Annotated in this window: 19 protein-coding genes; 8 read left to right on the top strand and 11 right to left on the bottom strand. The window is 55.3% G+C overall.

Features of this window, described 5'->3' with window-relative positions:
- Positions 1-202: 202 nt before the first annotated feature.
- Entirely contained in the window at positions 203-1,666 is a 1,464-nt protein-coding gene (locus ACXAEW_RS10435) for a hypothetical protein (protein ID WP_474941260.1), read from the bottom strand.
- A 180-nt stretch (positions 1,667-1,846) separates the two neighbouring features.
- On the opposite strand from ACXAEW_RS10435, the gene ACXAEW_RS10440 reads away from it, so the two are divergent.
- A complete protein-coding gene (locus ACXAEW_RS10440) occupies positions 1,847-2,629 on the top strand; it encodes a WecB/TagA/CpsF family glycosyltransferase (RefSeq protein WP_474941261.1) in 783 nt (260 codons plus the stop codon).
- Here ACXAEW_RS10440 and ACXAEW_RS10445 read toward each other — a convergent pair.
- From ACXAEW_RS10445 to ACXAEW_RS10460, 4 genes are all read right to left on the bottom strand, one after another.
- The gene (locus ACXAEW_RS10445; RefSeq protein WP_474941262.1) at positions 2,599-3,555 is read right to left on the bottom strand and encodes a glycosyltransferase family 2 protein; all 957 of its coding nucleotides are present in this window, start codon (positions 3,553-3,555) and stop codon (positions 2,599-2,601) included. The genes ACXAEW_RS10440 and ACXAEW_RS10445 overlap by 31 nt on opposite strands.
- 12 nt (positions 3,556-3,567) lie before the next feature.
- The gene (locus ACXAEW_RS10450) at positions 3,568-7,005 is read right to left on the bottom strand and encodes a translocation/assembly module TamB domain-containing protein (RefSeq protein WP_474941263.1); all 3,438 of its coding nucleotides are present in this window, start codon (positions 7,003-7,005) and stop codon (positions 3,568-3,570) included.
- Positions 7,002-8,813: an autotransporter assembly complex protein TamA gene (locus ACXAEW_RS10455; RefSeq protein WP_474941264.1), complete on the bottom strand. Its 1,812-nt coding sequence runs from the start codon at positions 8,811-8,813 to the stop codon at positions 7,002-7,004. The genes ACXAEW_RS10450 and ACXAEW_RS10455 overlap by 4 nt, the downstream gene beginning before the upstream one ends.
- A 107-nt stretch (positions 8,814-8,920) precedes the next feature.
- Complete coding sequence (locus ACXAEW_RS10460; RefSeq protein ID WP_474941265.1) at positions 8,921-10,156, bottom strand: urate hydroxylase PuuD; 1,236 nt, start codon at positions 10,154-10,156, stop codon at positions 8,921-8,923.
- Positions 10,157-10,286: 130 nt separating this feature from the next.
- Between ACXAEW_RS10460 and ACXAEW_RS10465 the strand changes: the two genes are divergently transcribed.
- The gene (locus ACXAEW_RS10465) at positions 10,287-11,219 is read left to right on the top strand and encodes a LysR family transcriptional regulator (protein WP_474941266.1); all 933 of its coding nucleotides are present in this window, start codon (positions 10,287-10,289) and stop codon (positions 11,217-11,219) included.
- A 207-nt stretch (positions 11,220-11,426) separates the two neighbouring features.
- Here the strand turns inward: ACXAEW_RS10465 and uraH are convergent, their stop codons facing one another.
- Positions 11,427-11,783 carry a hydroxyisourate hydrolase gene (gene uraH, locus ACXAEW_RS10470; RefSeq protein WP_474941267.1) on the bottom strand — a complete coding sequence of 119 codons (357 nt, stop codon included), beginning with the start codon at positions 11,781-11,783 and terminating at the stop codon, positions 11,427-11,429.
- Positions 11,784-11,945: 162 nt separating this feature from the next.
- On the opposite strand from uraH, the gene puuE reads away from it, so the two are divergent.
- The 3 genes from puuE to ACXAEW_RS10485 all read left to right on the top strand — a co-directional run bounded on the left by puuE (position 11,946) and on the right by ACXAEW_RS10485 (position 15,307).
- Positions 11,946-13,379, top strand: coding sequence for an allantoinase PuuE (gene puuE / locus ACXAEW_RS10475; RefSeq protein WP_474941268.1), 1,434 nt, complete (start codon positions 11,946-11,948; stop codon positions 13,377-13,379).
- Complete coding sequence (locus ACXAEW_RS10480) at positions 13,376-13,870, top strand: ureidoglycolate lyase (protein WP_474941269.1); 495 nt, start codon at positions 13,376-13,378, stop codon at positions 13,868-13,870. Before puuE ends, ACXAEW_RS10480 begins: the two co-directional genes overlap by 4 nt.
- A gap of 78 nt (positions 13,871-13,948) precedes the next feature.
- Positions 13,949-15,307, top strand: a complete 1,359-nt coding sequence (locus tag ACXAEW_RS10485) for a uracil-xanthine permease family protein (RefSeq protein WP_474941270.1) — start codon at positions 13,949-13,951, stop codon at positions 15,305-15,307.
- Positions 15,308-15,421: 114 nt separating this feature from the next.
- On the opposite strand, the gene ACXAEW_RS10490 is transcribed toward ACXAEW_RS10485, so the two are convergent.
- From ACXAEW_RS10490 to truA, 5 genes are all read right to left on the bottom strand, one after another.
- A complete protein-coding gene (locus ACXAEW_RS10490) occupies positions 15,422-16,408 on the bottom strand; it encodes a type I glyceraldehyde-3-phosphate dehydrogenase (RefSeq protein ID WP_474941271.1) in 987 nt (328 codons plus the stop codon).
- 137 nt (positions 16,409-16,545) lie between these two features.
- Complete coding sequence (locus ACXAEW_RS10495) at positions 16,546-16,860, bottom strand: hypothetical protein (RefSeq protein WP_474941272.1); 315 nt, start codon at positions 16,858-16,860, stop codon at positions 16,546-16,548.
- A gap of 105 nt (positions 16,861-16,965) precedes the next feature.
- Entirely contained in the window at positions 16,966-17,796 is an 831-nt protein-coding gene (locus ACXAEW_RS10500; protein ID WP_474941273.1) for a bifunctional allantoicase/(S)-ureidoglycine aminohydrolase, read from the bottom strand.
- A 451-nt stretch (positions 17,797-18,247) separates the two neighbouring features.
- The gene (locus ACXAEW_RS10505; protein ID WP_474941274.1) at positions 18,248-19,039 is read right to left on the bottom strand and encodes an IclR family transcriptional regulator; all 792 of its coding nucleotides are present in this window, start codon (positions 19,037-19,039) and stop codon (positions 18,248-18,250) included.
- A 152-nt stretch (positions 19,040-19,191) separates the two neighbouring features.
- Positions 19,192-19,965 (bottom strand): tRNA pseudouridine(38-40) synthase TruA, encoded by a 774-nt coding sequence (gene truA / locus ACXAEW_RS10510; protein WP_474941275.1) that lies wholly within the window; start codon positions 19,963-19,965, stop codon positions 19,192-19,194.
- Between the two features lie 123 nt (positions 19,966-20,088).
- On the opposite strand from truA, the gene ACXAEW_RS10515 reads away from it, so the two are divergent.
- From ACXAEW_RS10515 to ACXAEW_RS10525, 3 genes are read left to right on the top strand one after another with little or no spacing between them, the layout of a single operon-like run.
- Complete coding sequence (locus ACXAEW_RS10515) at positions 20,089-21,501, top strand: YcjX family GTP-binding protein (RefSeq protein WP_474941276.1); 1,413 nt, start codon at positions 20,089-20,091, stop codon at positions 21,499-21,501.
- Complete coding sequence (locus ACXAEW_RS10520; RefSeq protein WP_474941277.1) at positions 21,498-21,986, top strand: N-acetyltransferase family protein; 489 nt, start codon at positions 21,498-21,500, stop codon at positions 21,984-21,986. Before ACXAEW_RS10515 ends, ACXAEW_RS10520 begins: the two co-directional genes overlap by 4 nt.
- The gene (locus ACXAEW_RS10525; protein ID WP_474941278.1) at positions 21,983-23,005 is read left to right on the top strand and encodes a YcjF family protein; all 1,023 of its coding nucleotides are present in this window, start codon (positions 21,983-21,985) and stop codon (positions 23,003-23,005) included. Before ACXAEW_RS10520 ends, ACXAEW_RS10525 begins: the two co-directional genes overlap by 4 nt.
- Positions 23,006-23,011: the final 6 nt, after the last annotated feature.

A 23,011-nucleotide genomic window follows, 5' to 3' on the forward strand; every position in this document is an offset into this window, starting at 1 on the left:
CCATTGAACCTTGTCTAACTCTAATCATTCAAAACAAATTGCGGCTCGGATTTAGCCATGCAATCCGTACAGAAACTACCGGACTGACGCTGATTTGCGCGCCTCAACCTTGAAGCATGTACCAGATGTCTTCCGCTTTATGTGGGCTGCAAGTCGTGCTTTGATACGACTAAGGCGCTGTAACGGTAAAGAAACCTTGGCATCACATCAAGCTACGTCGGTCTTCGGGAGCACCTCCTTGACCCATAACCAGGTTGCCAGCAAACAGTTTGCGCTGCTCCTCATTTATACTCGGGTTTTTCAGGCGTTCCGCGTATCCAAGAAGAGCCCCGGAGCAAAGCCACGTAAAGGGGATCAGCGTGGCGTTCAGCAACATGTCCACCAAAGTAACCGTTAACACCATGATCAGAACACCTATGTAAGGAGAAACATGCTCAGGTTTCTGGGTACGCATTTGCTGCCAGAAATAGAAGAGGGGAAGTGTCAAAAGACCCATCTCAGCCACATATCCAACCCAGCCAAACGTTCCAAAGACGATAATCCACCGCCCATCCGGGATTGAGATGATTTCTGCTGTCTGTGTATCTCGAACAAGGTTGCGCCCCCAGCCCCCCCAACCAAAGAGCGGTTTTTCCCCGGCGCGGGCCAACATCATTTCTTCGTTATCTAATCTATATCCCAATGATTGCGCACGTTCTTCACTGAAGCTTTGAGCCTGCGCCATGATTGCATCCAAGGGGATAATCTCGAAATTTCGCAGCATCGGGTAAACAATCGCCACCAATCCAAGCAACATGCAGACCCTAAGCTGCGTACGTAACGGGCACCATAGGATCAACGGTATGAAGCACAGTGCATAAAGTTGAGTAGCAAGGCTTTTGCACAGGAAAAGAAATACTGACAAGTAGAGAAGTATCCCCAAAAAGCGGGTTTTTGACCTTCCGTCGTGTGCTTTGTACAAAATCGCCGCGCTCATGAGGGCGTAGGAAATAAAAAGAGCATACCACAAGGGGTGCTCAAGAAACACAAGCGGTCGATATCCGCCTTGCCGGATTGTTTGTGTGAAATCGTGCTGGAAAAACCCGTATATCCAAGTGTTCATCTGTGGGCTTAACCGAATTTCGATCAGTCCGGGAATGGAGTAGACCAGAGCTGAGACGACCAGTGCGATTGCTATTTCTTTTTGCCCTTCCTCAGAAGAGAGAAATCGCCTTCCCACAAAAAACGGAATGAGGACGATGAGTTGGTTGGTGATAACTGACCCTAGGTCAATCAGCCGCAACCCGGGAACCGCCGCGTTAAAAAAAACGGTGGGGGCCGCGTTTTGAACCGTTTCAAAAATCAATGTTTCTCGGTTGGTTAGGACTGTGGGAACGACACCAAGCACAAAAAGAACAACCAACCCTTTGCCCAACAGAGGTTTGGGCCAAAAAGAGATTCGTTTTTTTAGTACAAAAACACAGAGCAGAAAAACAACGACGGATGGAATCGATAATTTATTTAAATCTGGAACCAATGGCAGGTCGAATTCCGCCACAGGCGGCAGAAGTAAGTAGCCGGCGACCAAACACCATAAAACAGCCCGCTCCAAGGATAAACGCTGGAACAGAATAACACTGACGGCAGGCCAAACGACCAGCATAATAGAGGCAATCGAATTCGGCATCCATCCTCTTTACGACGCCAAATAACCCTTGGGCTAGGTACGGCTATCCGGTATTTCAGTAATTTCCTGGCATAATACGGTGTATTCAGGATAAAGACATTTTGATTTCTTGTTATGACTTCAATAAGGCATGATAAGGTTTGCTTCGTGGCATTGGTAGTGCCGACTCGGGGGTAGGGTGTGAAGTTCCAGTTTGGTGATGAGTGTGTGCGCGTCAATGTCCCGACGCGCGACAGCTTAAAAAAAGAGGTTTTCGCCCGTTTGACGGCGAAAAGAGGGTTTGCGCTCGCTACAATTAATCTTGATCACCTTGTGAAAATGTCCTGTTCAAATGGGTTTCTCAAGGCGTATCAGGCGCAAGATATTGTTGTCGCGGATGGTCGACCGATTGTGTGGCTTTCTCAGCTTGCTAGACGTCCGGTTTCACTCATGCCGGGTTCGGATATGGTTCGCCCTCTCTGTGCATGGGCTGCCGAGGCTGGCGCATCTGTCGCCCTTATCGGAAGTACGGATGACGCTCTGAAAGGGGCGGCGGATGCCTTGCGGGATCAAATCCCGGGTTTGAATGTGGCTTGGACGTATGCGCCGGGACGTCTGGATCCCGATAGTGAGGAAGCAGCCTGGATCCTGTTTACATTACAACAAAAAGGAATCGGCCTCTGCTTTCTCGCGCTTGGCGCTCCAAAGCAGGAACGCATGGCGGAGCGAGGGCGTTTGATCGCACCGGTCGTGGGTTTCGCATCTGTGGGAGCAGGGCTAGATTTTCTAAGCGGGCATCAAAGACGTGCACCCAAATGGGTTCGCGATCTTGCTCTGGAATGGTTGTGGAGGGCACTCAGCAGTCCGTTGCGCCTTGGTCCGAGATACCTGAAGTGCGTTGCTATTCTGCCAAGGCAGATAGTGAGTGCTCTTCGGCTGCGTATGCAGGCACCTCACTTATATTCCAAAATTCCCCGGCGCTGACCGAAAACCTGATTCTTGTAGAATTCAAGTGCGCCCTGGGCCTCAGCGAATTTTCCGATGACGCTGAAAATGGCCTCATCGAAGACCATGCGTCTGGATAAGCGGGCCATTTGAGCGGGGTAGATCATAAACAGACAGTACAAAGGCGCGTACAGGACACCGGCAATAAGAATGACTGCGGGTAAGGCGGCTCCCCAAAAGAGCGCACGTCGCGTTTCATGGACCCAGTGAAATTCAGGGGCAGCGCCGTGAATGGACGCGCCTTCAGCAAAAGCGTGACCCGCACGCCGTGTGCGTTTCCACCATTGGGAAAATTTGGTCATTTGGGCGTCGTGCAAGGTCATCTCTGCATCAAGGCGCCAGATCTGCCACCTGTTCGCGCGCAGACGTACGCATAATTCGGGCTCTTCTCCTGCAATCAGATCATCCCGATACCCGCCGACTGATCGAAGGGCAGAGCGTCGTATCAAGGCATCTCCTCCGCAGGCTTTGGTTTCACCAACTGGGGTGTCCCATTCGCGATCACAAAAACGGTTATACAGAGAGGCTTCAGGAGCACGTTCCCGTCGGCGGCCGCAGACGACTGCAACATCCGGATGTGTCTCTAGAAAAGCCCGTGCGGACTTGATCCAGTCCGGGACCACTTCACAATCCCCATCCACAAACTGGACAAACCCGTCTTCTCCATCAAGATGGGCAAGGCCTGCGTTGCGTGCGCGAGCTGCGGTGAACGGGCGGCTCATATCCAGAGCTACGACATCGGCACCCAGGTTATATGCAGCCTCAACGGACCCATCGGTCGAGCCGCTATCAACATAGATGAGGCGTCGCACCTGGCCTTTCAGGGAACGCAAGCAGGTGAGCAGGCGCTCCCCTTCGTTTCTCCCGATAACTACAGCATCCACTGGTGTGATATGTTCTTCCATTATGCGATACCGCTAATAGTCACGTTTAAAGAACAAGCCGATACCGGTTTGCCCGGCGCTGTCCACGGTGCCAGAGACTGACAGGTTCTGGTTTAAGTCAAGATTGATGGACAATTCGCTATCACCGCGCGTGTTTATGTTAAAATCGGTGTAAACATTCTCAGCTGCGTAGCCGCCCAAACCCAACTCCCCTGTGCCCAGATTGTCAAAGCCGATGTCAACGTCGTCGACGCCAGTTTCTTCTTCAAGTTTGCCTTGCGCCCCCAGGCTGCGCCCACTTAGCCGTGCCGCGGATGCTGCCAAACGCGCGAGGGCGAGAGGGGACAGGTCCTGAACATTGTCCCCGAACAACAAAAGAGCGAGCGCTTCTTCACTGGGGCGGTTTGGTTCCGCGGTTACTTCGATCCGAGGCGCGTTTAACGGTCCTGAAATCCGCAGGTTTGCAGTGCCTTCGGACGTATTGCTGGAGGCCGAAAAGTCGAGAAAGGGGATCAGGCTTCCGACCAAAGAGATCTGTCCATCGTCCAGAGCGAGGCGCCGCCCGAGAATGTCAAAGCTCCCCCGAACCAAATTGATCTGCCCGGCCGGTTCTGGTGCGTTTGCGCTGCCACGAATCTGTAAGCTGCCACCCAGTTCCGCGCGCAGGCCCCGTCCGCGGACAAAAATACGTTTGGGGGCGTTTATCAGCAGATCCAATGCCAGGGTGCTGCTTCCGCTTGCAGCCCCGGTTTCAGTCAGACCGGCGCGTGCTCTGGTTCTATAGACATCTGGGGGTTCACCAACATGGCGAATCGTCGGGATTGGTGCGGCATCAATGGCCCCACCTGCGCTGGCGATATTGATATTCGTCTCACCCACGTCGATTTGGCCGGTCAATACAGCTGCACTTGCCAAAGGGCCGCTTAGCCGCAGCTTGCCGCCAACCTCAGTTCGATAGAGAAGATTGTCCGTCACAACCACATTGTCCAGGCCAAGTGAGAGGTCTCCGACAAAGGGAGCCGTCAGGGCCACTGGGCCGTCGATTCGCAGCTGGCCGCCATCTTGGGGGCGCGCCGCAAGGTTCAGACTCGCGCGGGAATTGGCCAGTTGGATTGAACCTGAAATATCCTCTACCTGCTGTTTTGCGTCAGGCAGAACCAAACGGCTGCCGCCAGTGCTGACATTGCCAGATACGTTTTCCAGACTGGGTGAGCCCTTCAGCGACAGGTCAAAGTCCGCCAGGCCGGTTAAAAGGTTCGGCGCAATGAAAAGATTGGCGACATCCAACCGAAGGCGACCTTTTGCATTGATGTCCGCTTGGGCGGCAGTCTCATCCCAGCTGCCTGCAACCTTTGCTTCGACACCAGCGGGACCCTGTGCGCCCAGATCAACCTGCCAGACGCCCGCATCGCGCTGTGCGGACCCCTTGGCTGTCAGCGAACCCGACAGCTGCGGCAGAAACCGCTCCAGACGTTGGAGGGTTGCATCCAGTTTCAGATTGGCCTGACCGTCTAAATTAGCAGTGCCTGTGAGCTTCAGGTCCGAACTATGAGGGCCCTTTAAGGTGATCACCCCATCAAATTGGTCTTTTTGACGGCCAATATCGCCGACAATCTCGAGCGGGCCGGACGCCTGTGGAAACAACGGTTTCAGATCCGCGATCTTGGCCGAAATTTCCAGTGAGCCGTCTTCGCTGCTAAGTTGGCCGGCGGCTTTTGCTTCAAGTCCTGGCGCGTTCAGCCGGAAACTTTCGACCCGCAGACCATCGCCATCGCGAGACGCATTGAACGTCAAAGCGCTGGAGCCGGCGATCATCGGATCAATTTGCGCAATGCCTGTGGCCAATTCCTGTGTTTGCGCATTCAGATCAACGGCAAATGCGCCGCTGAGGGGGGTATAATTTCCCAACAGCTGGGCAGATGCGGTTCCCGATAAGTCGAGCCCTGTCAACGGGGCCAGGCGCGCAAGGTTCGAGATTTCGGCCTGAACGTCCGGGGAAACTTTTAACCCATCCGCCCAGCTTGCAACGGTGATATCCCCCTCAATCGCGTAATCATTGGACCAGAGCTTCAAACCGCGCGCAGCAAAGTCTTGTCCGTCGGCAGAGAGTTGGGTCTCAAACTGGAGCGTGTCGCCCAATGCTGCCGTAAGCGCTGGATCGTCCAGCCGCAGCCCGATGACCTGCGCGCGGGTTGCGGCCTCTAGATTAAAAGGTTCTTGGCTCAGTTGGCCGTCCATCACCAGCCGTGCTTGTCCAACGTGGGCACCGGCTGTCACGAGATTATCGACATCCGCGCGCAAAGACCAATCCGGACCCGTTGCTTTCTGCGCGGTCAGGGTGATTTCCGATACCGAGGTTTGACCTCCTGCAACGGGCAGGATGACGCGGGTTTGCCCCTCTTCGGGATGAACCGTGGCGCGCAGGTTGGCAGTTTCCAACTGCCCGTTTTCAACCAGGGCTGTCCCTCTTAATCGCAACGCCTTGCTGCTGAGCGCAAGCGAATGCAATGCGATGCCTTGTGTGCCATTGGGGTTTTCAAATTGCTCACCCTTTACGCGCATTCTCATGTCGGGGCCGAAAAACGGCCGATACACCTGCGGTATCAAGGCGTCTATATCCCCGTTGAGATCGGCTGAAAATTCCAGCCCTTTCGGGGTTTCGGAGTCGGATGTATCCGGGGCGATCAACAGGATCTGGCCATCAACCTTTGCGAGGTTCTCTGCTTTGAATTCAAGATCTGCTCGAAAATCCGACAACGGGCCGGATCCTTTTAATGTCAGGTCGAGTCGCGGTGCCTCGGGAAGAGGGAACAGGCTGCCTACGATGCCGCCTGCTGCTTCGCTTGCAACAAGAGCGACATTCGCTCCTTCTGTTCCCGACCCCACATCAAGATGCAGGCGCAAACTGTCGCCTTCCCGGTCCAGCCGGTCCAGATCCAGTGCGGCATCCAAATCCCCTTCGATAAGCGACAGAGCTCCACCGAGCGACCAGACACTGTCCTGGCCAATCAGAGCTGCCCCCAATTCGATCTGGTCTACCTTGAAGCTGTTAAGCTTTATCGCAATGGGAAGCTCTGGAACTTTTATGGGAGTCGCTTCAGGCGTGGGAAGGCTCGGGTCGGCTGGCGTTGGAAGGGGCGCACGTAATACCGCAACCCGTTTTGCCGCGAGCTGATTGACGGACAGGTTCCCGCGTAGAAGCGCAGTTCGATTCCAATCCAATTCAGCGCCTTCCAGCTCCAGCCAGACGCCCTCGGCATCAGAGATGGTCAGCCGCTCAATCTGAGCGCGGGAAGAAAACGTTCCGCTTAAACCGATTACATCAACTGCGCGGTTGTCTCCCGACAGGCTGTCTTCGAGAAAGCGAACAATAAAGCCGCCGCTTTCATCGGTCGAAATTTTCTCTTGTGCCGCAACTGGAGCGGTGCAGAGCAGTGCAACGCCAATGATATGAAAAGGGTTCAGCTTCAAAATGCTTGTCCTACGCCAATGTAGAATTGCAGCCCATCTTCGGTTCCTCCGCTCACCGGAAAGGCGACGTCCAATCTTAATGGGCCGATTCCAGCGATATCATACCTTAGGCCAAGGCCGGCACCTGAATGCTGATTGCTGCCGGATGTGGGGAAACTCTTTTCGGACACAAGCCCGACATCATAGAAACCAACCACTGAAAAGGAGGCCGTGATCTGGCCCCGCAGCTCGGCCGACAGTGCCATAAAGCCGCGCCCGGCCGCTGTTGCATCTCCGACTGGTACGCCAAAGGCCTGATATTCGTGACCGCGCACGGTTCCCGCGCCGCCTGAGAAGAACCCAAGCGTGGGAGAAACCTCCGACAACTCAGGGCCTATGACTGACCCGAGTTGAAGCCGGGCGGCGGCGACCAGTCTGGAACCAATCGGGCGATAAATTCGCGCATCGCCTTTCAGCTGCACCCCCGATTTTGATCCGCGCACGCCGACAAATGGCGTGACAGTCCCAGACAGGAAGTGGCCATTCGTCGCGTTCACAGTACTGTTGCGCAAATCCTGTTCCAGCTTTGCCCGTGCAGCAAGATAGCGAAAGCGTCTTTTCCCGAAGGCATCGGTTACAAGGGCGCTCGCCCCGCCAAAAAAGACTTCACCCTCTAAGGTGTCCGAGTAAATGCGCCTTAAGCCAATGGCTCCCAGTCCTTGTAAAGCGGTGTAATGCTCTTCGTCCAAACGTTCCAGTTCCAGCAGATAAAAGGTGCTGTCATCGGGGCCCAATGTGGCCGGGCGGTCCAGGCGAACGCCAATCCGCCCGTCAATATCCGAGCTTCCGCCAATGCCGGATAGACGTGTTTCAAACCGCAGCCGCTCGGCTCCACCAAAAAGATTGCGGTGGATCCAGGTCGTGCTGATTTCCGCCCCTTCGGATGTCAATTCACCGCCAAAAGTGAGCCTGCGTTTGGGTTGATCTGTCACTTCAGCGGTGAAATCAAGTGTTTGGTCTGTGTTTGTATGGTCTGCCTCTCGCACCACAACCGAAGAGAAGGCTCCGGTTCGCCTGAGGCGAGCGGCCGATTTTGCGACAAGATCAGGGTGAAAGGTCTCCCCGCTGGGCAAACCTGCAATTCGTTTGATCGCATCTTCGCGCACATCGCTTGGTCCCTGAACGGCCAGTTTGCCAAAAGAAAGCCGCGGACCAGGTGCGATATGGATCTGCGCATTCAGGCGTTGTGTGATGTGGTTGGCCGTGATCTTTTGGTCTTTGATCCGGGCTTTTGCGTGCCCTTCCTGACGCCATGCGGCAATACCTGCGGCAGCGGCATCGCGCAGTACCGCAGTTGTTGCGGGGCTGCCGCTGCGAAAACCTTCCGGCAGGGGCGTTTCCGGTGTGGTGGGCATGGGGGTCACCGAGGTCTGACCAAATGTAAACTTGGGACCTGGGTGTATCAGAAGCTGTACCGCGCTTATGCTGGAAGGAAGTGATAGCGGATTGATACCTGCCGCTTCGCGGTTGTCCAATTTGATCGAGACAACGGGCGAAAAATGTCCTTGGTCATACAGGACTTGTACAAGGCTTGAATAATCCGACAAAGCCGCAGCAAGTATATCCTGCACAGCGCTGCTACTCTTTCCTCTGGCCTGCCAGGTAGACGAGGATCGTAAAAGGCGGTCACGCAGCGCCTCATCCGTTTCCGGCGTTTCAAACTCAGTCGGGACGGCCCGGGCCGCAGGTGAAATCCAACACAGCCCCCCAATTGCAACCAACCGGATAAGATTGCAGGTCAGTCGGGCCATTTTGGATTTCGGTTTCATCTTGTCTTCGCCTCACGCAGCCTGTTCGCAAAATCTTGAGGGCCCATTCAGACCTAACACGACCAAGCGTGGCCGCGGAACGAGAAATTAACCAGCTTTGCGTGAACCTACAGACGTCCTAATCCATTTAGATCGGCGGCGCGATACCATGCTCGAATTGCTGCGCGAGATTCTGCATCCATATACGTGAGATTTGCGGGAGGCATGGCTTGCGTTACGCCAGCTTGCAGAAAAACGGCGCGCCCGTTGCGGGCCAGATCTTCGGGCGTTTCCAGCAGGATCCCCTTGGGCGCTCGGCCGATACCATCAAAAGAGGGTTCACGTGAATGGCACATGCTGCAGTTTGTGCTGACAATCTCATGTACGTCTTCAAATCCGGGTGCTTCGGCCAAAACCTGGGCAGACCCTGCCAATGCAAACTCAGGATCGCCTTCACTTTCCCGCCCACCGATAGAAAGGAATACAGCCGCAAGGAACAGAAGCAGCGTAGCAATCCAGGTCCAACGTGGCTCACCGGTCTTTGCGTGGACGGTGTTGAAATAGTGGCGGATCGTGACCCCCATCAAGAACACCAGCGCGGCGATCAGCCAGTTGTATTGGCTGGCAAAAGCCAGCGGGTAATGGTTGGACAACATCAGGAAGATCACCGGGAGGGTCAGGTAGTTGTTATGGGTCGATCGCAGTTTGGCGATTTTTCCATATTTGGGATCGGGTTTGCGACCGGCCCTCAGGTCCGCGACAACAACTTTCTGGTTCGGAATGATAATAAAGAAGACATTTGCGCTCATGATAGTGGCGGTGAATGCGCCAAGATGCAGCATCATCGCGCGCCCTGTAAAAACCTGATTTAATCCCCAGCCTAGGACGACCAGGATCAGAAACAGAAGCACCATCAACAGGGTTGGGTGCTCAGCAAGTGGTGACTTGCACAGCGTATTATAGGCCAACCAGCCACCGCCAAGCACGGCTGCGGACAGAACGATACCTTCGTAGATGTCCAGGTCTGCCTTGGACTGGTCAATCAAGTACAATTCACCGCCCGCCCAGTAGACAATCATCAACAGCGCAAAACCGGATAGCCAGGTGGCATAGCTTTCCCATTTGAACCACACGAGGTGATTTGGCATTCGCTCCGGCGCAACAAGGTATTTTTGGATGTGGTAAAAGCCACCACCGTGGACCTGCCACTCTTCACCGTCAGCGGGGCCTGAGATGTCGCGATTGAGGCCAAGATCGAGAGCAATGAAGTAGAAAGACGAGCCGATCCAAGCGATTGCGGTAATGACATGTACCCACCGTGCAGCAAAACTCAGCCACTCCCACCAAAGGGTCAGATCCCACATCATCGCGCTCCCATGATTGTCGCTAATAATTTGAGCAAACCGTCCTGAGCCTGCTTTTGAGAACCTAGCCAGAGTTGCATTTTTTCGGTATTCCTATGTATTGGCCAAGAGTATCAAAAAAATCGGTATAATGTCCTACCTCGATAACATTCGTACTTTTGTCCGGGTCTATGAACTGGGCTCTATGTCAGCTGCAGGTCGTGACTTGCGAATTTCGCCCGCAGTGACCTCCGCGCGGATTTCCCAGCTGGAAGATTATCTGAGCGTGCGCCTGTTTCAACGCACCACGCGAAATTTGAGTGCAACAGAACAGGGGCGTGCCTTTTATCCGGGCGCGGTGGCCGTCTTGGAAGCTGTGGATGATGCCGAAGCGCAAGTGATGCAGCTGACAGATACGCCACGCGGAACCCTGTTTGTCGCCGCTCCGCTGGGGATTGGCCGACGGTTGATCGCGCCTTCAGTGCCGAAGTTCCTGGAGCGTTATCCAGATATTACGGTTCGCCTGCGCTTGTCGGATCGTGCTGTGGACCTGACAACCGAGGGTTTGGACCTTGCATTTTTTCTGGGGCAGCCCTCGGATAGTACATTGAAAATGCGCAAAATTGCGGATTGCCGCCGGGTGCTGTGTGCGGCTCCGGAGTATGTTTCCAAGTGCGGAATGCCAGATCATGGCGATGATCTGCTTGGGCGGGGCCACAATTGTTTGAACCTCCGCTTTCCCGGCGCGAGTGAATTTCAGTGGCAATTGGAAACAGATACGGGCCCGCGACGCTTTGCTGTACAAGGGCGGCACGAATGCGATGATGGTGACGTATTGACCGATTGGGCGCTCGCCGGACAGGGAATTGTATTGAAACCCGTGTTTGAAGTTGCGGAGCATCTGGAGGCAGGGACATTGATCCCAGTTGCGTTATCAACCCCACCAGTGTCAGTGCAATTGGGGTGCTTATATGCGCATCGTCGCCACCAAGACCCCAAAACTCGCCTGTTTCTTGAGTATATGGCGACACAGATTGGAGACGCGGTGAGGCTGTCCGAGCAAACGGGGAACTCCCGCGCCTGAAAACGCCTGCTGAGGCAGGCGCATTACAGCCTTGGGCCGCGCGCCGCTGACGCGGCGCAAGGCACGCCCAGACAGTCAAGGCCTAACTCATAGTGCAGCTGCGCCGCGTCAGCGGCGCGCGGCCCAACGGGAGGCTGGCAATCTGTGATTGCCAGAAAACGGGCGGGAGAACATGTTGAACTCAGACTCCCCCGTTTTGTTTGGTATCTAGCTACCACGATATGTCGAGTAGCTGAAAGGCGACAACAACAGGGGTACGTGGTAATGCGCATCTGCCTCGCTTATTCCAAAACGAATAGGAATTTGATCAAGGAAGAGCGGCTCTTTACCGGTTTGCCCGGAGGCGCGCAGATACTCGCCGGCAAAGAACACCAGCTCATATGTCCCGGTTGCAAATGCTTCGGCTGGTAAGATCGCAGAGTCCGTGCGCCCATCCGCGTTTGTACGCATTTCGACAAGTTTGTGATGGGAATTCCCGGTGACCTTGTACAGTGCTATCAGCAGGCCTTCTGCCGGGCAGCCGCGCGCCGTGTCCAGCACATGTGTCGTCAGATATCCGCTCATCGCGCGCGCTCCTTGCTTAAGCCTTCAGCAGAACTCTGCCTTATCGGGGGTAACAAGGCAAATCCACTGCCTCCTCAAGAGCTTTGTGGAAAATTTGAAAAACCACGCGTCTCTTCTGTCATAATAGGGAATGATCACCTTTAAGAAGAGCCAGTACAACAGATGACGGCAAGAATCTCGCCCAACCGCTATCCGCGCAACATGATCGGTTATGGTGCAAAGCCCCCAAACGCCAACTGGCCGGGAGGCGCCAAAGTCGCGGTGCAGTTTGTGCTGAACTACGAGGAAGGCGGCGAAAACAGTATCCTCCATGGGGATACGGCCTCTGAGGCTTTCCTGTCTGATATTGCTGGGGCTGCTTCGTGGCCGGGGCAACGCCATTGGAATATGGAGTCCATTTACGAATATGGCGCGCGCGCGGGTTTCTGGCGGCTTCACCGCATGTTCACGGACGCGGACATCCCAGTCACTATCTATGGTGTGGCCACCGCTTTGGCGCGGTCACCGGAACAAGTCGCAGCGATGACAGAAGCAGGTTGGGAAATCGCGTCTCACGGTCTCAAATGGGTAGAACACAAGGATATGCCCGAAGATGAGGAACGGGCGGCCATTGCAGAGGCTATTCGTCTTCATACTGAGGTTGTTGGAAGCCGACCGCGGGGATGGTATACCGGTCGCTGTAGTGAAAACACCGTGCGCCTTGTCGCAGAGGAAGGTGGGTTTGATTATATCTCAGATACTTACGATGACGATCTGCCGTATTGGCTGGAGGCCGGGGAGCGAGACCAACTGATCATTCCCTATACGCTCGAAGCAAACGACATGCGGTTCGCCACTGCGCCGGGTTACATTACCGGCGAGCAGTTCTTTCAGTACCTGAAAGATGCATTTGACGTGCTCTATGCAGAAGGGCAGGTCGGTGCGCCGAAAATGATGTCGGTCGGACTTCACTGCCGTTTGGTCGGTCGGCCGGGAAAAGCTGCGGGATTGAAGCGCTTTATTGATTATATTCAGGGGTTCGACGGCGTTTGGTGCCCACGGCGGATCGATATTGCAGAACACTGGGCCAGAGTGCATCCGCACAATCGGATCAACCGCCCCAGCCAAATGGGTCATTCGGATTTTGTAACCGCCTATGGTAGCATCTTTGAGCACAGTGCTTGGGTGGCTGAACGTGCCTTTGACCTCGAACTGGGGCCCGCACATGATACTGCTATTGGGCTGCACAACGTCCTGTGCCGCGCTTTTCGTAGCGCAACCGAGGCAGAGCGGACGGCGGTTTTGCTCGCACATCCTGACTTGGCAGGCAAACTTGCGGCAGCAAAGCGGCTGACTGCCGAAAGCACAGCAGAGCAGGCCTCTGCCGGCCTTGATGCGCTGACGGATTATGAACGGAGTCAGTTTTCCAAACTCAATACAGAATATACTGCAAGGTTTGGCTTCCCCTTCATCATTGCAGTGCGTGATCACGACAAAAATTCGATCTATGAGGCTTTTCAACAGCGGATCAGCAATAGCAGGGACATGGAATTCGCCGAAGCCTGTCGTCAGGTCGAACGGATCGCTCTGTATCGCCTGAAGGATCTGCTGCCATGACGTCCCTCCCCATACTGTTCGTTGAACCCATAACCACAACAGGATTTGCACCGTTTGGTGACCTGTTGGAGGTGGCCGGACAGCCGGACAGAATTATCAACCAGGGCTTTTGTGGTCGTTACCATGACCGGGCTCTATTGGATTTTTCGGATGGTCGTGCCGGTGTGAGCCTTTTCAAAGCGGAGCCACGCAGCTTTCCTTATGTTTTGGACATGGTGGAGCGTCACCCGGACGGCAGCCAGACCTTTATCCCGATGAGCGCAAGCGGATTCCTCGTCATCGTGGCGCCGGACAATAACGGCGTGCCCGGAACGCCGTTGGCATTCGAAACATCCCCGGGACAAGCAATCAACTTTCATCGGGGCACCTGGCATGGCGTGCTTACCCCCTTGCAGGAACCAGGTCTTTTTACGGTGGTGGACCGGATCGGGGAGGGGGCAAATCTTCAAGAATACTGGTTCGACAAACCGTTTGAAGTACAGCGCCCCTGAGCCAGGGCGCAGCTTTTGTTAAGGGACGGCCCACCAAGAGGCTGCCCTTATGTTTAATAACAGAGAGGGACATAAAGAATGTCAGAAACGACTTTGGGAGCGCCGGAAGACCTGCGCGATCCGAACTACATGCCACCTTTGGCGCAGGCGATCCCACTTGGAATTCAGCATGTTTTGGCTATGTTTGTGTCCAATGTGACACCAGCGATCATCATTGCGGGCGCGGCTGGTTTCGGGTTTGGTTCCAACTCACCGGATTTCCCGGAACTTCTTTACATGATCCAGATGTCGATGCTGTTTGCCGGTGTAGCGACCTTATTGCAGACGCTGACAGTGGGGCCAATTGGAGCGGCCTTACCGATTGTACAAGGGACCAGCTTTGCCTTTTTGCCGATCATGATACCGCTTGTTGCCGGCAAGGGAGTTGATGCTTTGGCCGCGCTTTATGGAGGGGTTGTGATTGGGGGCTTGTTTCATGCGGCCTTGGGATTGGTGATTGGGAAAATTCGTTTTGCCTTGCCGCCCTTGGTAACCGGGCTGGTTGTTACGATGATTGGGTTATCTTTGGTGAAGGTCGGGATCCAATATGCCGCGGGGGGCGTGCCTGCGATGGGCACTCCTGAATATGGTTCTCTCCTCAACTGGTCGGCCGCGGGCATCGTGATCCTGGTAACACTTGGCCTCAAGTTTTATAGCAAAGCTATGTTGTCCGTCGCAGCCGTCCTGATCGGTCTGATCGCCGGATATGTCTATGCCTTGCTGGTGGGTATGATTACGTTTGATGCGATCGGAAGCAGCTGGTCCCGTGCTGCAGGTTTTGCCCTGCCGATCCCGTTCAAATACGGGTTTGAAATTTCATTTGCGGCCATTCTTGGTTTTTGTCTGATGGCCTTTGTATCGGCTGTTGAAACCGTTGGAGATGTCAGCGGCATAACCAAAGGTGGTGCGGGGCGTGAGGCCACGGACAAGGAGATCGAAGGGGCGACCTATGCAGATGGTATTGGCTCTGCTGTTGCGGGCCTATTTGGAGGGCTGCCCAATACATCCTTCAGTCAAAACGTAGGTTTGATCGCAATGACCGGCGTGATGAGTCGCCATGTTGTGACCATTGGAGCGCTTTTTCTGATCCTGTGCGGACTGGTTCCCAAGGTTGGCGCGCTGATCCGTACAGTGCCGATTGAAGTCTTGGGCGGCGGGGTGATTGTCATGTTCGGAATGGTCGCGGCTGCGGGTATTTCTATGCTGTCTGAAGTTGTCTGGAGCCGTCGCAATATGGTGATCTTTGCAATCGCTCTGTCGGTCGGGCTGGGGCTGCAATTGGAGCCCGGTGCGGTTCAATACCTGCCTGGAGCCGTCAAAACCCTGATGACCAGTGGTTTGCTACCGGCCGCCGTTATCGCGATTACTTTGAATTTGGTCTTGCCAGACGACGTTTAAGCCATATCCCGCAGGTGGGGGCTCCCGCCCGTCTGCGGGCAATCAAAATTGCCCCATCCCGTTGGGCCAAGCGCCGCGCTGTCGCGCGGCGCAGGTCTCGTTTGACGCTGGCCGTCAGCTGCTTGCCATGAGGCGGGCGACATCGATCATGCGGGCGGAAAACCCCCATTCATTGTCATACCAGCCAAAAACACGCAGTTGGCGATCGTCGATTACGCGCGTCTCTGGTCCGGCAATGATCAGCGATTCAGGGCGTGCGCGCAAATCGGAAGAGACCAGTGGCAGATCGGTCCAGCCAAGAACAGGTGAACTGGCAGCCCGTGCCTCAAGGGTCTGTTGCACTGTTTCAGGATCGACAGGGCGCCCGAGTTGCGCAACCAGATCCACGGCCGACACGGATGCGGTCGGGACACGTACCGCTGCGCCTGAGATCCGCCCTTTTAGATGCGGTAGAACCTCTTCGATCATATCCGTGGCCGATGTGGTCGTGGGTACCATCGACAGCGCACCGGCACGAGACCGGGCAAAATCGCCACGCGGTGCATCCACCATAGGTTGCGAATTTGTGTAACAGTGGATTGTCGTCATATGGGCCCGCTCGATGCCCGCGAGTTCATCCATCACTCGAACCAGAGGTGCCAGAGCATTGGTTGTGCAGGACGCATTCGAAACAACCTGGGCCACACCCAAATCGTCCTCATTTGCCCCTAGCACACATGTAAATTCAGCGGCAGGGGATGGGCCGGAAATCAGCACTTTCTTTGCGCCGGCAGCCAATCCGCGCCGGGCGACATCTGAGGTGCGGGCGATGCCCGTGCATTCCAGAACCACGTCAACGCCAGACAGATCCACATCCGTCAGATCTGCCGCGTGGCTCATGAGGATGCGGCGCCCCATAACGTGCAAAGCGTCGCCCTGCTGTTCGACGTTATGCGGAAAGGGCCCAAAAGTGCTGTCGTATTGAAACAGATACGCGCAAATGTCGAGAGCGGCGATATCGTTGATCCTCACGACTTCGATTCCGTCGCCCCGATCAGTCGTCAGCAATTGTCGCAAGATGGCGCGGCCAATACGGCCAAACCCGTTGATCACGATTTTCATGGGCGCTCTCCTTGACCTGAAGGGCGCAGGTCAGACGTACTGCGCTTGCCCACGCCATTTGATCGTATCAATGCAGTGCCCAACTGACGAGAGCAAGGACGGAATTGTATCCCCAACAATGCGCTCTGACTGCCTTATTAGGGGCAGATGAGCGTCACATGGTAATCGCCGTTGTCCGTGCGATACATGGTGTCAAAATTGGCGGTACAACCGGTTGCACTGCGGTAGGCTCGCATGGCTTGGCGCACCGTCAGCACTGCAGGAGGCCGAAACGGGAACAGCTCATTGTTCTGGCGTCGCGCCACATGTTCCCCAGGTACCCGATCAGACGCCCAGACAAGCCAATCACGTCCCAAGATATTCACCTGTTTGACTTCGCTGACCGGCTGTTCGGCAGTTGCACCAGTGGCCAGACAGATCGCCAAAGTCACAATAGCGGCTAGAGCTCGCATTGTCTTTCCCTCTTGTTTGTCCACAGAAAAGGACCAAATTCATTTTTGAAAAACTAATACTTGCAGCATACGACCAAAACATATGCCGGGGCAAGAGCGCGAGACCTACCGTAAAGGTGCCAATGGCATGTGGCGGTTCACGTCCTTGTAGAGCAAATACCGGAACCGGCCCGGTCCGCCTGCATAGCACGCTTGCGGACAAAAAGCGCGCAGCCACATAAAATCACCTGCTTCGACCTCAACCCAATCCTGATTGAGACGATAGACGGCCTTGCCCTCCAGAACAAAAAGTCCATGCTCCATCACATGAGTTTCTGCAAAAGGGATCACGCCACCAGGCTGGAACGTAACCACTGTGACATGCATGTCATGCGACATGTCATTCGGGTCCATAAAGCGCGTCGTCGCCCAGAAACCGTCTGTTCCTGGCATCGGCGTTGGCGTTATGTCCTGTTCCTGTGCAACAAAAGGCGCGGGAGGGGCAATTCCAGGTGCGGATTGCCATTCTTTGCGGATCCAATGGAAACTGCAGACAGTGTCGGACGAATTTTGGACTCTCCATGTCGCTCCCGCAGGTACGTAAGCAAAGCCACCTTCGGGCAGATTATGGGAGGACCCGTTGACGACGATCGACAATTCTCCCTGGGTCACAAACAGCGCCGCTTGGGCTTTGCCGTCGGTTTCAGGGGTGTCCGATCCTCCGCCAGGTTGCAGTTCGACGATGTATTGGGAAAAAGTTTCGGCAAACCCTGAGAGTGGGCGTGCCAGAACCCACATTCGCATACCTTTCCACCCCGGTAAGAACGACGTTACAATATCGCGCATAGTGCCTTTGGGGATCACAGCATAGGCGTCAGTAAAGACAGCGCGATCTGTCAGTAGCTGCGTCTGTCCCGGCAATCCGCCCTGCGGAGTCGAATAGGGCTGTTGTGTCATGGCCAGGATCTCCGTTCTGCCGTTCTGAATTAGAACTATGACGTGGACGTTCAGCCGGGCCAAGTGTTAAGGGCGGCAAAGCAGTATTTGACTTTATTTGAAAACGATTACGGCCTGCCAGTGAAGCAGTTGCAGGCTTTGGGTGGTCCGGTCAATGGCGACACTTTGTCTTCCAGCATTGGCCAAGTTTCATGGTCGGAGAACAACATACTCTGTCATGCATCGGCGCGCGTTCAAAGTGCCGCGCAGCTCGTTTACACATGGTACTTTGGATGACCCCAAAGCGCCTTCAGAAATGTATGGTTATTTAGGATTGATCAAGTGAATTTGCGGTGATCGGCCCAAAACCACTTCACCCTCAGAGCGGGTGGACTGAGCTCTGTTCAGCCCGGATGAAATGCCGAAAATAGATATATCCACAGATTTAATGTGCTGATCCTGGGTCTTGTTATTAAAGCGATGCCAGCGTTGGCAATTGTCTCAATTCATTTGCACAGGCTCTCAAATGGAATAAATACTGATCTACGGGTGCTGTATCTTCTGGCTCTGCAGGGCGCTGCATACCCACAGAAAGCGGGCGCCCTGTATCTGTCGGTACGGGCACCGCATATCCAGCAACACCGGACTGGTGTTCTTCGTTTTCGAAGCAATATCCTGTATCCCGCGACGTTTGCACGCGCTTCAGTACCTCTGATGCATCTTTGACGGAGTAGGGGGTTAGTCTTAGAACCTCTGCGTTTTCCAACAGTGTTTGGAGTTTGGTGTCGCTCAATGCGCTCAACAGCATGCGCCCCATCGCGTTATTGTAGGGAGAAAACGTCGTCCCGGTTTCCATCTGGTAAAGGTTGGGTTGGGGAGCACAAGCTGAATGGCAAAGCACCAGCCCTTCGCTTTCAACCAAGGTTACAAGACAGAGATCGCTGCCGATTTGTTCCGCGTAATGGCTTAGGATTGGCAGCACATCTGTCTGTAACTTCGCGGCCTTTATGAAGTTGTCAGCAAGAATAAGCACTTTGGGAGAGAGCGCAAATAAACGCCCTCTTCGTTGTAGAAAACCCATCGCTTCGAGAGTCAGAGTACCCCGGCGAGCTGTGGCCCTGTCTTGTCCTATACGGCGTGCGATCTCAGCCATGGAGAGCCAAGGAGTCCCAGAATCGAAAGCTTCCAAAACAGCAAGCCCTTTGGCAAAACTGTTTGACGCAAATTCATTTTTTTCGGCAGAGATAAGATCGTTTCGCTGCATAGGTGCCTTTGCGTCGCAGGCGGAAGGCAGTGCTGGGAAAACCCATAGAAATGCAAAGCACGTTTCCACCAATTCCAATTAAATGTAATTTGATAATAAGCGAGCATCGTAAATAAAGCACTAATTGGCGAGGCGGAGCAAAAAACTCCCGCTTAGCGAGCTAAAAACACAGGTTCTGGGTAACCAACCCTGGCCAAGTACAGCCCATGACCCGGGCAAACCGGCCCACAAGCGGCGCGATCACAAGCTTCGAGGGCATTCTTGACGTCAGCCGGGCTCCAGGCTCCCGCACCGACACGTTCTAGCGTGCCAACAAAACTGCGGACTTGGTTGTGCAGAAAAGACCGTGCGCGCACATGGAAATGGATTTCGGGGCCGGAAAAACCATCAACAGCCTCAACACGCAGTTCATCTAAGGTTTTTACCGGGCTCTGCGCCTGGCAGATGGAGGACCGAAAGGTTGTAAAATCATGCAAGCCCAGAAGGTGGTTGGCACCTTCCTGCATCGCGCCCACATCTAGCTGGTGATTGATCTGCCAGACCTGTCCGGCATCATGCGTGGCCGGCGCACGGCGCATCAGGATGCGAAATAGGTACTGCCGCTCGATCGCCGAAAACCGCGCGTGCCAGTCACCGTCGACTTCTGCGCAATCGACAATCGCAACCGGGTTTGGTTTTAGGTGAAAATTCAGCGCTTCCGACAGGCGAAACGGGTCCCAGTCTTTTTCCATATCGCAATGGGCAACTTGTCCAAGCCCATGCACGCCGGTATCTGTGCGTCCAGCCGCCGCAATTGTGTGCGCGCGCGGCTCCAGTTTTGACAAGGCGGCCTCTATCGTGCCCTGGACCGAGGGTTGATCTTTCTGGCGTTGCCAACCAGCAAAAGGCGCGCCGTGGTATTCGACTTTTAGGGCATATCTGGGCATGGCGGTCCCCTAGCGCGGCCTGTGTCACAATGGCAAGTGGTTTTGCGTTAAGAAACGCAAAGACTGGTAAGCCCGCGCCATGCTCCCTATTTTAAGGGAAACAACATCGCCAGAGGGTAAAGAGTGGTCATTGGCACGGCAATTGATAGAGTCGCCCGTACGGTCGACACAGTGGGTGCGCGCGTCTCTTCAGGGCTATTCGACACGACGCTGCGTCTGGGGGTGACCGGTCTGGCTCGGTCAGGCAAAACCGTGTTTATCACGTCCTTGGTTGCTGGCTTGTTGAACCGGGGTCGGATGCTGCAACTGTCGGCCGCACGGGAAGGTCGGATAGAGACGGCCTATCTGCAACCACAGCCAGACGATACAGTGCCACGGTTTGACTATGAAAACCATTTGGCGGCTTTGACCGGAGCCGATCCCCATTGGCCAGAGAGCACGCGTGCCATTTCCGAACTGCGCCTTTCGCTGCGGGTTCGCCCGGCCGGCTTTCTGTCTTCCCTGCAAGGGCCACAAACACTCCACTTGGACATTGTCGACTACCCCGGAGAATGGTTGCTGGACCTCGCGTTGCTGGACAAATCCTTTGCGCAATGGTCTGGCGAGGTGCTCGAACGCATTGCAGACCGACCTGAAGCAGCGTCATTTTTGACCGCGCTTTATCAGTCAGATCCGGATGCCCGCCACGACGAGCCTGCGGCGCAGGCATTGGCCTTGGGGTTCACAACCTATCTGAAAGCAGCGCGCGCGGCCGGTTATTCGGACTGTACGCCTGGGCGCTTTCTCCTCCCCGGAGATCTGAAGGGCTCACCAGCGCTTACTTTTGCACCGATGCCGCCAAATGCGGCGCGGCGGGGCAGACTGGGGGCGGAGATGGCCCGCCGCTATGAGGCCTATAAAGCCAAAGTGGTCACACCCTTCTTTCGAGATCATTTTGCACGCATTGATCGTCAGGTGGTTCTGGTCGACGCGCTCTCGGCCATTCACGCTGGCCCGCGTGCCGTTGAGGACATGCGACAAGGGCTTACGGATATCCTTTCGGCCTTCCGTCCTGGTCGCAATGATTTTCTGTCCCGGCTTTTAAGGGGAAAACGGGTTGAGAAGATCCTATTTGCCGCGACCAAGGCCGATCACCTGCACCACTTGCAACACCCGCAATTGACCGCGATCATTGATGCGCTCACCCGTGAGGCACGCGACCGGGCGCAGTTCGTCGGAGCAGAGACTGCGGCTCTTTCTTTAGCTTCCTTGCGCACCACAACAGAAGAAATACGCGCCCATGCAGGTGCGGACCTGCCTTGTGTCCGCGGGCGACTGCTCGACAGCGGGACATCAGCCGCCTTTTATCCAGGGGCATTGCCCGATGATCCGTCAAAGCTCCTTTCGCCCGCACGCCAGGGGGCGGCGGACTGGTTGGATGGGGAGTTTCAATCCATGGCCTTTGCGCCCGCACAGCTGGACTTGAAGCCTGGCTATGGTCCGCCTCATATCCGGTTGGATCGCGCCGTCGAATTCTTGCTGGGGGACCGCCTGTGACACTCTCTTTGCGCGCTGCACGGCCCACGGATGCCGGGCAAATGGGGGAAATCCTGCACGGATTTGAAAAAGATACCGTCTGGATGCCCAAAGAACACTCCAGTGCTGAGGCAATTTCCTTTTGCGGAGTTATGGTTGACCGCGGGTGGGTGACCGTTGCGGAAGAAAACCGAAGGGTCCTTGGGTTTCTGGCCCGCGATGGAGATGAGATCTGCGCGTTGTATGTCGCAGGCGATATGCGCGGGCAGGGTGTCGGTGCCGCTTTGCTTTCGCACGCCAAAGCTCAGGCGAGCTCCCTCACACTGTGGACATTTCAGATGAATTCTGCGGCGCAACGCTTTTATCTACGGCACGGGTTTCGGGAGGCGGGCCGAACCGATGGTGCGCAAAACCCTGAGGGGCTGCCAGATATTGCCTATGTCTGGTCGTGTAATTCCGTTTCTGCAGCATCCGCATTGCATCAAGAAGTAGAGAGTGGCCTATGAACCGGAAGCCGATCCTGTTTGATCTTGAAGGCGATGATCCCGTTGGTCCGCAAGTCAGCGATGCTCCCCCGGTGCCTGATCCGGATGGGGTTGCATTGGGGCAGGGATCCATCACCGAGGTTGTCGGTCCGCCGCCGCTGGTTCCTGTCGCTGCCCGCCTTGCTCGCAAGTCTTCGGGTGCTGGTCGCCTGTTTTGGGGTGTCTTTGCGGCGCTTGTCGGAGCGATGGTGTCACTTTGGGCTTGGGATTTCTTGACTGGCCTTATTGCGCGCCTGCCTGTTTTGGGATGGGCGATAACCGTTGGTTTTGCGGTTCTGGGGGGCTTGGCGCTTTTGTTTGCGATGCGTGAAATCGCAGGTTTGGCCAGGCTGCGCCGTGTGGACCGCTTGCGGCATTCATGTGAGGGTTCAGGACAGGATCTGGCCAAGGCGCGCAGCTTTGCAAAAGAGATGCAGTCTTTCTATCGCGGGCGTGCGGATCTGGCCTGGGCGGAAAAAAACGTAAACGAACACCTTTCGGATGTGATGGATGCTGATGCGGTTCTGGAACTGGTCGAACGGGAGTATCTGACGCCGCTTGACCGTCAGGCTTTGGCAGAGGTCGAAGCTGCGGCGCGTCAGGTTGCCACTGTCACCGCGTTGGTTCCCCTGGCGCTTGCGGATGTGGTCGTTGCTTTGCTCGCATCTTTGCGGATGATCCGCCGCATCGGTGAAATCTACGGAGGCCGATCCGGCGGGCTTGCTGCGTGGCGCTTGGTCCGTCGCGTTTTTTCTCATCTCGTGGCAACGGGGGCTATGGCTGTCGGGGATGACCTCCTTGAGCCTATTCTGGGAGGGTCTGTTCTTTCCAAAGTGTCCCGCCGTTTTGGTGAAGGTGTGGTAAACGGGGCGCTTTCAGCCCGGGTCGGTCTTGCAGCTATCGATCTGTGCCGTCCGATGGCATTTTCCGAGAAACACCGCCCCAAGACGCGGATGGTTATTCAAAACGCGCTGAAGGGGATCCTGAAAAAACACAACTGACGGTTT

This window comes from Epibacterium sp. ABZ3_068 (assembly GCF_056159265.1).